This window comes from Bradyrhizobium macuxiense (assembly GCF_001542415.1).
Lineage (GTDB): Bacteria > Pseudomonadota > Alphaproteobacteria > Rhizobiales > Xanthobacteraceae > Bradyrhizobium > Bradyrhizobium macuxiense.
On record NZ_LNCU01000010.1, the window covers coordinates 135,726 to 149,462 of the forward strand.

Consider the following 13,737-nt stretch of genomic DNA (forward strand, 5'->3'; position numbering starts at 1 on the left):
GGGGCCCGGCGTGTTGCGCCGGGCCCCTCATGGGAAAGCATCAGCCGGCCTGTAAGCCGGGTTCTGTAAGGCACCATTCTTGCGAATGGTGCGTGACGGCCATTCCTCTGGGACAAGGTTCGCACCTTGCCTCGAGCAACCTACCCGGACAGCGGGCCTGACATCGCCCTGCGGTGTTATCGCGATGTCGCGAACTGACCGCGTTGCTGTCCCTATTCGGTTTTGCTCCCGGTGGGGTTTGCCATGCCGTCGCCGTTGCCGGAAACGCGGTGCGCTCTTACCGCACCTTTTCACCCTTACTTCCTCCGAGGAGGAAGCGGTTCGTTCTCTGTGGCACTTTCCCTGGGGTCACCCCCGCCGGATGTTATCCGGCACCGCATGTCGATGGAGCCCGGACTTTCCTCTCCCGCGGCCTTTCGGCACTAGCGGGAGCGGCCGTCCGGCCGACTGACGCTCCATGGCATGGGGTTTTTGATGCGCCACGTCAAGCGGTTGCGATGGTTAATCCGCTCGGATCCGTGATCTCGATGTGACGCGCCTCGGCGAGAGGCACTGGATGACGCGCCCGGAGGCGGGCCGGCTGCGTGCCGTTATTCTTCGCTTGTCAGGGCGGACGTGCGGGTTCAGAGCAGGATCGGAATAAGCGGGAGATGAGTGATGGATATTGCTGCAGCGGTTGGGGAAGCGGTGCTCAGCGGTGCGTCCGATGCGATCGTTGCGACCGATCGCGAAGGCCGTATCACGTTCTGGAATCCCGGCGCGGCCAGGATATTCGGCTTCTCGGCTGGGGAAGCGGTCGGGCAATCGCTCGACATTATGATCCCCGAAAGTCTGCGCGCCCGCCATTGGGCGGGCTATCGCCACGTGATGGAGACCGGAACCAGCCGTTATGGTCTCGGCGAGCTGCTTTCAGTGCCTGCACTGACGAAGGATGGCGGGCGTATCTCCGTCGAATTCACCATTGTGATGCTGCACGACGCCGATGGGCGGGTCGCCGGCACGGCTGCCGTCATGCGTGATGTGACCAAGCGTTTCGAGGAACTCAAGGAGCTGAAGCGCCGGCTGGCCCAGGCCGAGCAGGCCAAGATCCATCCATGACGGGGGACTGAATTGTCGCCGGCTCGGCGCGCAGTTACATTTCCACGCCGCGGGCTAAAAAATCTCCGCTACGATGTCGTGCAGCGTGTCGCCCGTTCGACTGGGTGTCGGCGATCCAGCCGAACAAGAGGAGATTTCAGATGCAGTACCTGCTGTTGATCTATCGGAACGAAGCGGATCTGGCCCATGCCAACCCGGAGGAGCGCAAGAAGATCTCCGCCGAATACGGCGCCTACACCCAGTCCATCATCCAGAGCGGCCATTTCAAGGCCGGCGACGGCCTGCAGCCCACGAGCACCGCAACCACGGTGCGGGTCCGCGACGGCAAGATGCTGACCACGGATGGTCCCTTTGCAGAGACCCGCGAGCAACTCGCCGGCTATTACCTGGTCGACGCCAAGGATCTCGACACCGCGCTCGGCCTTGCCGCACGGATTCCCGGCGCCAAGACCGGCTCGATCGAGGTCCGGCCGGTGATGATCTACGACAACTAGCGGTGCAGCCGTCATTCCGGGTTCGATGCTTTCGCGTCGCCCCGGAACGACGATGTGGAAGCCCATGACCCCGAGCCAGATCGAAAAGATATTCCGCGACGAGGCGGGGCGGGCGCTGGCCACGCTGATCCGCCTCGTCGGCGATTTCGATCTTGCCGAGGATTCGCTGCAAGATGCCTTCGCCGTGGCGCTGGAACGCTGGCCGATCGGCGAACTGCCGTCCAATCCGCGTGCGTGGCTGGTCAATGTCGGCCGCAACAAGGCGATCGACCGCGTGCGCCGTGCCACCAATTTTCGCGGCAAGCAGCAGGAATTGACGCACCAGTTGCAGCTCGATGCGGAGCCGCCGGCCGAATGGGCGGATGCGACGCTCGACGACGATATGCTGCGCCTGATCTTCACCTGCTGCCATCCGGCCTTTGCCGAGGAGGTTCAGGTTGCGCTGACGCTGCGCACGGTGTGCGGGCTGACCACGGCGCAGGTCGCGCGCGCGTTTCTCACGAGCGAAGTCGCGATGGCGCAGCGGCTGTCGCGTGCCAAGCAGAAGATCAGGCTCGCCGGCATTCCCTACGAGGTGCCGGAGCGCGAGGCGCTCGAGCCACGGCTGCGCGGCGTGCTCGCCGTGATCTATCTCGTGTTCACCGAAGGCTATGCCGCAACCGCGGGCGAGGACCTGATGCGGCCGGACCTGGCGCGTGAAGCGATCCGGCTGGCGCGGCTTCTCGACGCGTTGATGCCTGCGCGCGGCGAGATCAAGGGATTGCTGGCGCTGATGCTGCTGCACGACGCGCGCCGGGCCGGTCGCCAGACCGCCGGCGGCGACATCGTGCTGCTCGAGGAGCAGGATCGCACGCTATGGGATTTCAGCCAGATCGCCGAAGGTCTGACGTTGGTCGAGCAGGCGCTGCGCATGCCGGGCCGGCCGCAATCCTATGCGGTACAGGCCGCGATCGCCGCGCTGCATGCGCGGGCGCCCAGCTACAAGGACACCGACTGGCCACAGATCGCCGGCCTCTACCAGGTGCTATTGCGGATCAGCCCTTCGCCGGTGATCGAGCTCAACCAGGCCGCCGTTGTGTCGATGGTCGACGGTCCGGCGCACGCGCTCGACCTGATCGATGCGCTCGAAGCGCGCGGCGGGCTGAAAGGATACGAGTTGCTTCCCGCGGTGCGCGCCGACCTGTTGCGTCGGCTCGGCCGCAATGAGGAGGCGCGGAAAGCGTATCTCCTCGCGACCGATACGACGCAATTGGAGCCGTTGCGTCGACTCTATGCACGGCGCATCGCGGAGATGAGGTGACGTCACCTCATCTCCGCGCATCAGCGAGCGCCAGCGGGCGCGCGACGTTCGACGTTGCTCAATAACCCTGTTTTGTCTTTGTGTTGTCGTTCGTTTTTTGGTTCATCGTTCCAGTCGACTTTTGGGTCGCTGTTCCGCTCGACTTTCCACTCGACATGCCGGTCGTGGTGCCGGGTTCCATCTTCTTCTGCGTTTGATGGGTCTTGTGAGTCTTGTGCATCGTCATGGCGCCTGCGGCTACCGGAGCGACGGCGAGGCCAATGGCGACAGTGCCTGCAATCAGTGCTTTCAACATGGACGAATCTCCACGCAAACCGCCCCATGGATGAACCGGCGCCCGCGCGAAAAGTTCCTGTGCCGCCTAGCCTGGCGATGTGCAAATCGTGAAGTCGGAGAACGCAGCTATTTCGCCGCATTCACCGTCGTCGGCATCGCATCCTCAGGCAAACTATCGAGTAGAGCGTGCAGTGTCGCCATGGTGGACCGGTCGGCGATGCCGTCGATGCGCTCGATGCGGAAATGGCGCTGGAAGGCGGTGATGACTTCCATCGTCGCGCCGTCGAACTTGCCGTGGGTCGGAACATTGTAGCCGTAGCGCGCGAACTCAGCCTGCATCTTCGCGACATCGTCGCTGATGGCCCCCAGCCTCAACGCATCGCCGCGCACGATCGGCGCTGGCTGCACCCAGTGGCCGACGCCGGAATTCGCCAGCGAATACCACGGGAACTTCTCGCCGGGATCCTTCTTGCGCGCCGGCGCGACGTCGGAGTGGCCGAGCACGCGATGCGAGGGCACCTTGCGGCGGAGCATGATGCCGCGGCACAGCGCGATCACCGCCGCGATCTGACGCAGAGGAAAATCCGGATAGCCCCAGTCGTGACCACGATTGACGATCTCGACGCCGATCGAGCACGAATTGATGTCGTCCTCACCGGCCCAGCAGGACACGCCGGCATGCCAGGCGCGCTTGCTTTCGGGCACGCACTGCACGATGCGGCCGTCTTCGAGCACGATGTAATGCGCGGAGACCTCGGTGCCGGGCGTGCAGAGCTGCGTGATGGCGCCCTCGACGTCGGGCATGCCGGTGTAGTGCAGCACGATCATGTCGGGCTGACGGTTGTTGGCGCGCTCGCCGAAATTCATCGACGGGATCACGTCGGAGGCGATCGAGGAATCGGGCGTGAACGTCTTCATGTCGGCAACAGCCCTGGGAACGGGAAGGGCGCGTTGACGCTTCGAATCAGAATTTGCGGTCGTGGACGAGCCAGCAGCCATCGAATCACTCAAACCCGGCAGGAGAACGGCATTTGACATATGTATAAAAGAATAGGCGTTTACTATTCCTTTACCCTGCAGGACTGCGCAATCGGCCTGCGGGTTCCATGGGAGGCATTCTGCCCGGGTGTGGGCCGAGGGCATCACTCGAATGCGGATAAAAGGCCCGCGAATCCGCTAACGGACCGTCAACGCTTTCTTAACGCTAAGTGCCGTTACTGAGAGGTGAAGAGCCGGACCGGTCTTGGGGGACGGCCGAGGTCCGCTTTTGCGCGAAATCCCATGGAAGCCCAGCGAATTCCGGTCGGATATCAGGATTTGCGGCAGACAATGGGAACCGGCGCGCGCATCTCGCCGCGGCTCTTTGACACGAACGGCCTAGCAAGGCGCGAGGATTCGAGGCGCAATGAGTCGGCGCGCGTCCATATTCCATATTGCGTGCGCAGCTCCGCCCGGGGGCGGCGCATGAGCGCTCATGCCTCCCGTCACATTTCCGTGCTCGGCCGCGAGGCGGTCAACTATCTCGCGCCGCGCGCCGGCGGCATCTATGTCGACGCCACCTTCGGCGCCGGCGGCTACAGCCGTGCCATTTTGGACGTCGCCGATACGCGCGTGATCGGCATCGACCGCGACCGCACGGCAATCCTGGGCGGTTTCGACCTGGTCGACGGTTCCGACGGCCGGCTCACGCTGGTCGAGGATCGCTTCTCCCATCTGGCCGATGTCTGTGCCGCGCAGGGGCTCGATGCGGTCGACGGCGTCGTGATGGATGTCGGCGTCTCCTCGATGCAGCTCGACCAGGCCGAGCGCGGCTTCTCGTTCCGCAGCAGCGGCCCGCTCGACATGCGGATGGGGCAGAGCGGCCCGACCGCCGCCGACGTGGTTGCGAAAGCGTCCGAGCGCGAGCTCGCCGACATTATCTATATCTTCGGCGAGGAGCGGCATTCGCGCGGCGTCGCGCGCGCGATCGTCGCCGCGCGCAAGGAGGCGCCGATCACGACGACCGAGGCGCTCGCCGACATCGTCGCCAGGGTCGTGCGCGCCAAGCCGAACGAGATCCATCCCGCGACGCGGACGTTCCAGGCGCTGCGCATCTTCGTCAATGAAGAGCTCGACGAGCTGCATCAGGCGCTCGCGGCCTCCGAGCGCGTGCTGAAGCCGGGCGGCCGGCTGGTCGTGGTGTCGTTCCATTCGCTGGAAGATCGCATCGTCAAGAATTTCCTCGCTGAGCGCGGCAAGGTCAGCGCCGGCTCGCGGCATCTGCCCGAGGTGGCGCAGGCCGCGCCGAGCTTCACGATCCTGACCAAGCGCCCGGTCACGCCCGGCGAGGCCGAAACCGCCGCCAATCCGCGCGCGCGGTCCGCGAAGCTGCGCGCGGCCGAGCGGACCGCGGCGCCGGTGCATGGGGCCGAGGCCCTGCCGTCCTGGCCGCGTCTCGCCGATGTGATGCGGGGAAGCTGACGATGCGCATCCTGCACTTCCTCGTCATCGGCATGCTGATCTTCGCGGCATCCTATGTCTATCGCATCAAGATGGAATCGACCGCGCGCGTCGAGCGCGTGCTGCAGCTCAACGCGGAGATTCGCGCGCAGCGCGACGCGATCGCGACATTGCGGGCGCAGTGGGCCAAGCTCGATGCGCCGCTGCGGTTGCAGGGGCTTGTCGAGCGGCATCTGCCGCTCAAGCCGGTCAATGCCAACCAGTATGATTCCCTGAAGAACCTGCCCGAGCGGCCGCCGAACTTCACCCGACCGGGCGCAAAGGACCCGATCGGCGCGATGATCGACACCATCGAGGCGGCCGCCGAGCCCGACAGCACGACCGGGTCGATTTCGAAACCCGCACCTGACCAGCCCGCAGCCGACCAGCCGGCGCCTGCGGACGAGTCCGAGCAGGCCCCGGGAGATCAACAATGACTGGATCAACCGAAACCGATCCGGCGAACGCCAACAAGCCGGCCGAGCCCTGGCGCCAGCGGCTCGTCCGCAATCTGCTGTACGGGCGCAACGTCGATCGTACCGCGAAGGCGCGTGCCCGCGTCGGCTTCGCGATCCTCGCCTTCGCGGCGGTCTATGCCGTGCTCGCCGGCCGCCTGGTGCTGTTCGCCGTCGGCGCCGACAGCCATGGCGCGCGGCGCACCGCCTCGCAGGACGCGATCGCGACGGCGCGGCCCGACATCATCGACCGCAACGGCGCGATCCTCGCCACCGACGTCAAGGCGCCGAGCCTGTTCGGCGAGCCGCGCCGCATCATCGACAAGGACGAGGCGATCGAGCTTCTGACCGCGACCTTGCCCGATCTCGACACCGGCGAAGTGCGCGACCGTCTGTCGTCGCGTAAGGGCTTCGTCTGGCTGAAGCGCGAGATCACGCCGAAGCAGCAGCTCGACATCCACCGCCTCGGCATTCCCGGCATCGGCTTCCTGCGCGAGAACAAGCGGGTCTATCCGACCGGTTCGGAAGTCGCCCACCTGATCGGCCTGGTCAACATCGACAACCAGGGCATCGCCGGCATGGAGAAGTGGCTGGACAACAACGGTCTGGCCGACCTGCACCGCGCGGGCTTCGCCACCGACCGGCTGCAGAAGCCGGTGGAGCTGTCGATCGATCTGCGCGTCGAGCACGCGCTGCGCGACGAATTGCTCAAGGCCAAGGATAAGTTCAAGGCCAAGGCCGCCTCTGGCCTCGTCTCCAACGTGCGCACCGGCGAGATCGTGGCGATGGTGTCGCTGCCCGACTTCGACCCGAACAACCCGAAAGAGGCGCACGATCCCGATCGCATCAACCGCCTGACCACCGGCGTCTACGAGATGGGCTCGACCTTCAAGGCGTTCACGCTGGCGATGGCGCTCGATACCGGAAAATACGACCTCAACTCGCTGTGGGATGCGCGCGGTCCGCTGCATTACGGCAAATTCGCGATCCACGACGACGAGCCGAAGGGACGCTTCCTCAACATGAAGGAGGTGTTCTATTTCTCGTCCAACGTCGGCGCGGCGCGCATCGCGTTGGCGCAGGGCGTCGAGGCTCACAAGGCGTTCCTGCGCAAGATGGGACAGCTCACCCGGCTGCGTACCGAGCTGCCCGAAAGCGCATCGCCGATCGTGCCGAAGCATTGGGGGGAACTGAACACGGTCACCATCTCCTTCGGTCACGGCATCGCCGTGGCGCCGCTGCAGGCGGTGATGGGGATCGATGCGCTGGTCAACGGCGGCTATCTGATCCCGCCGACATTCCTGAAGCGCAGCGAAGACGAAGCGATGGCGCTGGCGAAGCGCGTCATCAAGCCCGAGACCTCCGAAAAGATGCGCTATCTGATGCGCCTCAATGCCGAGGTCGGCACCGCGCGCAAGGCCGACGTCAAGGGTTACTATATCGGCGGCAAGACCGGCACGGCAGAGAAGGTGGTCAACGGCCGCTACGCCAAGAAGCGCGTGCTTACCGCCTTCACCGCGATCCTGCCAGCCGACAATCCGAAATATCAGCTTCTGGTCATGCTGGACGAGCCCCAGGCGCTGAAGGAAACCTACGGGTTCATCACGTCAGGCTGGAACGCGGTGCCGACCGGCGGCGCCGTGATTGCCCGAATTGCGCCGATTTTGGGCATAGAACCGAGGTTCAATCTGCCGCCGTCCGACCGCCTTATTCTTGCGGCATCTAAAACAACCCAGTAAGGCGTACCAGACGGCATGATCCGGAAAGCGTGAAAAGCGGTTTTTCCAGTCGGATCATGCTCCAACAGCGGCGCCCGTTGTGCCAGCCAACTGGAACATCATGAGACTTCGCGACCTCTTCAGCGATGACGTCACGATCGATCCGCGTGCCGATGCTGTCGTGGTCGGCGGGCTTGCGGTCGACAGCCGCGCGGTGAAGCCGGGCGACCTGTTCTTCGCGATGGCCGGCCAGAAGACCGACGGCGCGCGCTTCATCGATGCGGCTGTTGCAGCCGGCGCGGTTGCGATCGCAGGCGACCATCCACCGCAAGGCGCGCTAGCCGTGCCGTTCGTCGTGACGACCAATGCGCGCCGCGCGCTGGCGCTGGCCGCAGCCAAATTCTATCCGCGGCAGCCCGCGACGATTGCCGCGGTGACCGGCACCAGCGGCAAGACCTCGGTCGCGGCCTTCACGCGCCAGATCTGGCAGCGGCTCGGCCACGTCTCCGCGAGCATCGGCACCATCGGCCTGGTGTCGGACAGGCGCACCCTGTACGGCTCGCTGACCACGCCCGATCCGATCGCGCTGCACCGGCAGCTCGACGAGATTGCGGCCGACGGCGTGACGCATCTGGCGTTTGAAGCCTCGTCGCATGGTCTCGATCAGTACCGGCTCGATGGCGTGCGGATCGCCGCCGGTGGCTTCACCAATCTGTCGCGCGACCACATGGACTATCACCCCGACGTCGCGCATTACCTCAATGCCAAGCTGCGGCTGTTCCGCAATCTCGTCGTCGACCGCGGCGCGGCCGTGATCTCGGCCGATCATGACTGCTCGGCGCAGGTGATCGATGCGGCGCGCGCGCGCGGGCTTCGCATCATCGCGGTCGGACGCGACGGCGATCCGGGCGAAGGCATTCGCCTCGTCGATGCAGCGATTGACGGCTTTGCACAGAGGCTCACGATCGAACATCGCGGGCGCACGCACACGATCAGGCTGCCTCTGGTCGGCGAATTCCAGATCGAGAATGCACTGGTCGCGGCAGGCCTCGTGATCGGCACCGGCGGCGTCGCGGATGATGTGGTCGGCAGCCTCGAACATCTCGAAGGCGCGAAGGGCAGGCTGGAGCTTGTCGGCGAGCACAATGGCGCGCCGATCTTCGTCGACTACGCGCACAAGCCCGATGCACTCGCCAAGGCGCTGCAGGCGCTCAGGCCCTATGCCCGGCGCAAGCTCGTCGTCGTGTTCGGCGCCGGCGGAGACCGCGATGCGGGCAAGCGGCCGATCATGGGCGGGATCGCGGCCGAGAACGCCGATCAGGTCATCGTCACCGACGACAATCCGCGCAGCGAGAAGCCGGAAGCGATCCGCGCTGCGATCCTGGCAGCCGCGAAGGGCGCGCGCGAGATCGGCGATCGCGCCGCGGCGATCCGCGCCGGCATCGCGGACTTGCAGCCCGGCGATGCGCTCTTGGTGGCGGGCAAGGGCCACGAGATCGGGCAGATCATCGGCGACAAGACGCTGCCGTTCAGCGATCATGAGGCGGTTGCCGCCGCACTCGCAGCGAGGGGCGCATGAGCACGATATTGTGGACGTCGAATGCGATGGTGCAGGCGATGCACGCCGTGACGCAGGGTGCGCTGCCGGATGGCATCACTGGTCTCTCCATCGACAGCCGTACGGTTGCGCCAGGCGAAGCCTATTTCGCCATCAAGGGCGACGTGCATGACGGCCATAGCTTTGTCGAGGCGGCGCTGAAGGCGGGCGCAGGGCTTGCCGTGGTCGAAGCCGCGCAGCGCGACAAGTTTCCCCCTGATGCGCCGCTGCTCGTGGTCGATGACGTCCTCGCCGGCCTCGTCGAGCTCGCGCATGCCTCACGCGCGCGGCTGAACGCGCAGATCATTGCGGTCACGGGCTCGGTCGGAAAGACCTCGACCAAGGAGGCGCTGCGCCGGGTGCTGTCGGCGCAGGGCGAGACCCATGCCTCGACCGCCTCGTTCAACAATCACTGGGGCGTACCGTTGTCGTTGGCGCGCTGCCCGGCGGACGTCCGCTTCGCGGTGTTCGAGATCGGCATGAACCATGCCGGCGAGATCACGCCGCTGGTGAAGATGGTGCGGCCGCATGTCGCCGTCGTCACCACGGTCGAGCCGGTGCATCTTGAATTCTTCGCAGGCATCGAGGCGATCACCGATGCCAAGGCCGAGATCTTCCTCGGCGTCGAACCCGGCGGCGCAGTCATGCTCAACCGCGATAATTCGCAGTTCGCGCGGCTGCAGCGGCAGGCCGAGAAGGCCGGCATCTCGCGCATCGTCTCGTTCGGCACCGACAAGCGATCCGAGGCGCGGCTGATCGACCTCTCGCTGCACGCGACCTGCTCGGCGGTGCATGCCGACATCCTCGATCACGACATCACCTACAAGATCGGCATGCCGGGTAAGCACATGGCGATGAATTCGCTCGCGGTGCTCGCCGGTGCGTCGCTGCTCGGAGCAGATATCGCGCGCGCCGCGCTGTCGCTGTCGCAGCTCGAGGCGCCCTCGGGGCGAGGCGTCCGGCGCACGGTCGAGGTCGGTTATGGCGAGGCGACGCTGATCGACGAAAGCTACAACGCCAACCCGGCCTCGATGGGGGCCGCGCTCAACGTGCTCGGCCAGGCCAAGGTCGGCCCGCAGGGGCGGCGCATCGCTGTTCTCGGCGACATGCTCGAACTCGGCCCGACGGCGCCCGAACTGCACCGCGGCCTGGTCGAGGCCATCACGGCCAACCGGATCGACCTCGTATATTGTTGTGGTCCGCTGATGCGGAATCTGTGGGATGCCCTTTCCACCGGCAAGCGGGGAGGCTATGCCGACAGTTCGGCGGCCCTCGAAGCGCAGGCGGTGGCCGCGGTCCGCGCCGGTGACGCGATCATGGTGAAGGGATCGCTGGGGTCGAAGATGAAGGTCATCGTCAGCGCGCTGGAGAAGCGCTTTCCCGACAAGGCCGCACACGAAGAAGCGGTATAGGACGTCTGAATGTTCTACTGGTTGATCGATCTGTCCAATACTGTCCCAGGTTTCGCGCCGTTTCGCAGCGCCCTGAACGTATTCCGCTACATCACCTTCCGCACCGGCGGAGCGATCGTGACCGGTGCGCTGTTCGTATTCCTGTTCGGGCCCTGGATCATCGACCATCTGCGGCTGCGGCAGGGCAAGGGCCAGCCGATCCGTACCGATGGCCCGCAGTCGCACCTGATCTCCAAGAAGGGCACGCCCACCATGGGCGGGCTGATGATCCTGTCGGGGTTGGTGGTGTCCACGCTGCTCTGGGCCAACCCGCTCAATCCCTATGTCTGGATCGTGCTGGCGGTGACGCTCGGCTTCGGCTTCGTCGGCTTCTACGACGATTATTTGAAGGTCACAAAACAGTCGCACAGCGGCTTCGCCGGCAGACTGCGGCTCTTGATCGAGGCGGTGATCGGGCTTGCCGCCTGCTATGCGCTGGTCCGGCTCGGTCGCGACGTGTCCTCGACCTCGCTCGTGATTCCCTTCTTCAAGGATCTCGTGATCAATTTCGGCTGGTTCTTCGTGATCTTCGGCGCCTTCGTCATGGTCGGCGCCGGCAACGCGGTGAACCTCACCGACGGCCTCGATGGTCTCGCCATCGTGCCCGTCATGATCGCCGCCGCAAGCTTCGGCATGATCTCGTATCTGACCGGCAACGCGGTGTTCTCCGACTATCTGCAGATCAATTATGTTGCCGGCACCGGCGAACTCGCGGTGCTCTGCGGCGCGGTGTTAGGGGCAGGCCTCGGCTTCCTCTGGTTCAACGCGCCGCCGGCCTCGATCTTCATGGGCGATACCGGCTCGCTGGCGCTCGGCGGCATGTTGGGCGCCACCGCGGTCGCGGTGAAGCACGAGATCGTGCTCGCCGTGATCGGCGGCCTGTTCGTGCTGGAGGCGGTCTCGGTGATCGTGCAGGTCGCGTCGTTCAAGCTGACGGGCAAGCGCGTGTTCCGGATGGCGCCGCTGCACCATCATTTCGAACAGAAGGGCTGGACCGAGCCGCAGATCGTGATCCGCTTCTGGATCATCTCGGTGATGCTGGCGCTTGCCGGCCTCTCCACGCTCAAGCTGCGCTGAGCGTCGGCCATGATCCCCGTCACCTCCTTCGCAGGCAAGACGGTCGCGGTGTTCGGCCTCGGCGGCTCCGGCCTTGCGAGCTGCCACGCGCTGAAGGCCGGCGGCGCCGAGGTGATCGCGGCCGACGACAATGCCGACAATGTCGTGAAGGCGACACAGGCCGGCTTCGTCACCGCCGATCTGCGCACCATATCCTGGGCGAATTTCGCCGCGCTGATCCTCACGCCCGGCGCGCCGCTCACCCATCCGGCGCCGCACTGGAGCGTGCTGCTGGCGCGGCAGGCCGGCGTCGAGGTGATCGGCGACATCGAATTGTTCTGCCGCGAGCGGCGGCGTCACGCGCCGAATGCGCCGTTCGTCGCCATCACCGGCACCAACGGCAAGTCGACCACGACGGCGCTGATCGCGCATCTGACCAAGGTGGCCGGCTACGACACCCAGATGGGCGGCAATATCGGCACCGCCATCCTGTCGCTGGAGCCGCCGCGAATGGGGCGGGTGCATGTGATCGAGATGTCGTCCTACCAGATCGATCTCACGCCCTCGCTCGATCCGTCAGTCGGCATCCTGCTCAATGTCAGCGAGGACCATATCGACCGTCACGGCACGCTGCAGCACTACGCCGCGGTGAAGGAGCGGCTGGTGGCCGGCGTGCAGCCGGGCGGCACGTCGATTGTCGGCGTCGACGACGGCTGGTGCCGTGACATAGCCGATCGGCTTGATCGCACCGGCAAGCGCGTGGTTCGCATTTCCGTGAGGAACCCGCTGCCCGACGGCATCTATGTCGAGCACGAGACCATCGTGCGGGCATCGGGCGCGGCGCGCAGCGAGGTGGCGCGGCTCGGCGGCATCGGCTCATTGCGCGGCCTGCACAATGCGCAGAATGCGGCGTGCGCTGCGGCTTGCGCGCTCGCGATGGGGATCTCCACCGACGTGCTGCAGAACGGGTTACGCAGTTTCCCGGGCCTGGCGCACCGCATGGAGCAGGTCGGCCGCCGTGGCAACGTTCTGTTCGTCAATGACTCCAAGGGCACCAACGCGGATGCGGCCGCGCACGCGCTGTCGTCCTTTGCCGACATCTTCTGGATCGCCGGCGGCAAGCCGAAGGCCGGCGGCATCACGAGTCTCATCGGCTACTTCCCGCGCATCCGCAAAGCCTATCTGATCGGCGAGGCGGCGGCTGAGTTTTCCGGCACGCTTGGCGAGAGCGTGCCGCACGAGATGTCCGGTACACTCGATGTCGCGATCGCCAGCGCCGCGCGTGACGCGGAGGCCTCGGGGCTCGCTGAGGCCGTCGTGCTGCTGTCGCCGGCCTGTGCCTCGTTCGACCAATACCGCAACTTCGAAATCCGCGGCGCCTCGTTCCGCGACCTCGTCACCGCGCTGCCGGGCGTGAAGCCGGTGGTGTGACCTTCACCGTGGACAGATTGGCGTAGCGCCATCCGCTGATCGGTCTATTCGTTACCGTCAGGAGCGCGCTTTTGCGCGCGTCTCGAAGGGTCGACGGCCGGCTGGTGGCCGTTCATCCTTCGAGGCTCGCTACGCGAGCACCTCCAGCGACAAAGGCGAAACCTTTGCGCGGGGATGACGGGATCACTGAGCCTAAAGCCTCTCCGTCAAAAGTGATCGCCCCCGTTAACCCCTTGGAAACCATCATCGGCGACGAATGGACGTTACCTCTGCCATCTGGGGACATCCATGCTCGCCCGTGACCAACGCACCCCGTTCTCGGACTGGTGGTGGACCGTCGACAAGCTGCTGCTTGCAGCGATCGCCGCGTTGATGCTGGCGGG

The 13,737-nt window shown here is 65.5% G+C and carries 12 protein-coding genes and 1 other RNA gene; 10 read left to right on the plus strand and 3 right to left on the minus strand.

Annotation, left to right across the window (positions count from 1 at the left end; genetic code table 11):
* Positions 1-36: 36 nt before the first annotated feature.
* Positions 37-451, minus strand: an RNA gene (gene rnpB / locus AS156_RS01365) — RNase P RNA component class A.
* A gap of 206 nt (positions 452-657) precedes the next feature.
* Between rnpB and AS156_RS01370 the strand changes: the two genes are divergently transcribed.
* The 3 genes from AS156_RS01370 (at position 658) to AS156_RS01380 (ending at position 2,892) form a co-directional block, all read left to right on the plus strand.
* The gene (locus AS156_RS01370; protein ID WP_066498941.1) at positions 658-1,098 is read left to right on the plus strand and encodes a PAS domain-containing protein; all 441 of its coding nucleotides are present in this window, start codon (positions 658-660) and stop codon (positions 1,096-1,098) included.
* Positions 1,099-1,238: 140 nt separating this feature from the next.
* Entirely contained in the window at positions 1,239-1,592 is a 354-nt protein-coding gene (locus AS156_RS01375; RefSeq protein ID WP_066498952.1) for a YciI family protein, read from the plus strand.
* Between the two features lie 64 nt (positions 1,593-1,656).
* Positions 1,657-2,892: an RNA polymerase sigma factor gene (locus AS156_RS01380; protein WP_066499301.1), complete on the plus strand. Its 1,236-nt coding sequence runs from the start codon at positions 1,657-1,659 to the stop codon at positions 2,890-2,892.
* Between the two features lie 58 nt (positions 2,893-2,950).
* Here AS156_RS01380 and AS156_RS01385 read toward each other — a convergent pair whose 3' ends face one another.
* Complete coding sequence (locus tag AS156_RS01385; protein WP_066498955.1) at positions 2,951-3,187, minus strand: hypothetical protein; 237 nt, start codon at positions 3,185-3,187, stop codon at positions 2,951-2,953.
* A gap of 107 nt (positions 3,188-3,294) precedes the next feature.
* On the minus strand, positions 3,295-4,167 hold the full coding sequence (locus AS156_RS01390; protein WP_082747269.1) for an N-acetylmuramoyl-L-alanine amidase: 873 nt from the start codon (positions 4,165-4,167) through the stop codon (positions 3,295-3,297).
* Between the two features lie 465 nt (positions 4,168-4,632).
* On the opposite strand from AS156_RS01390, the gene rsmH reads away from it, so the two are divergent.
* From rsmH to murD, 7 genes are all read left to right on the plus strand, one after another.
* A complete protein-coding gene (gene rsmH, locus AS156_RS01395) occupies positions 4,633-5,628 on the plus strand; it encodes a 16S rRNA (cytosine(1402)-N(4))-methyltransferase RsmH (RefSeq protein ID WP_245312497.1) in 996 nt (331 codons plus the stop codon).
* A 2-nt stretch (positions 5,629-5,630) separates the two neighbouring features.
* Positions 5,631-6,083 carry a cell division protein FtsL gene (ftsL, locus tag AS156_RS01400; protein WP_066498959.1) on the plus strand — a complete coding sequence of 151 codons (453 nt, stop codon included), beginning with the start codon at positions 5,631-5,633 and terminating at the stop codon, positions 6,081-6,083.
* Complete coding sequence (locus AS156_RS01405; RefSeq protein ID WP_066498961.1) at positions 6,080-7,840, plus strand: peptidoglycan D,D-transpeptidase FtsI family protein; 1,761 nt, start codon at positions 6,080-6,082, stop codon at positions 7,838-7,840. Before ftsL ends, AS156_RS01405 begins: the two co-directional genes overlap by 4 nt.
* A gap of 100 nt (positions 7,841-7,940) precedes the next feature.
* Entirely contained in the window at positions 7,941-9,398 is a 1,458-nt protein-coding gene (locus AS156_RS01410; RefSeq protein ID WP_066499307.1) for a UDP-N-acetylmuramoyl-L-alanyl-D-glutamate--2,6-diaminopimelate ligase, read from the plus strand.
* Positions 9,395-10,828 (plus strand): UDP-N-acetylmuramoylalanyl-D-glutamyl-2,6-diaminopimelate--D-alanyl-D-alanine ligase, encoded by a 1,434-nt coding sequence (locus AS156_RS01415; protein ID WP_066498964.1) that lies wholly within the window; start codon positions 9,395-9,397, stop codon positions 10,826-10,828. Before AS156_RS01410 ends, AS156_RS01415 begins: the two co-directional genes overlap by 4 nt.
* A 9-nt stretch (positions 10,829-10,837) precedes the next feature.
* On the plus strand, positions 10,838-11,944 hold the full coding sequence (gene mraY, locus AS156_RS01420; RefSeq protein WP_066498967.1) for a phospho-N-acetylmuramoyl-pentapeptide-transferase: 1,107 nt from the start codon (positions 10,838-10,840) through the stop codon (positions 11,942-11,944).
* 9 nt (positions 11,945-11,953) lie between these two features.
* Positions 11,954-13,354 (plus strand): UDP-N-acetylmuramoyl-L-alanine--D-glutamate ligase, encoded by a 1,401-nt coding sequence (murD, locus tag AS156_RS01425; protein ID WP_066498969.1) that lies wholly within the window; start codon positions 11,954-11,956, stop codon positions 13,352-13,354.
* Positions 13,355-13,737 lie beyond the last annotated feature (383 nt).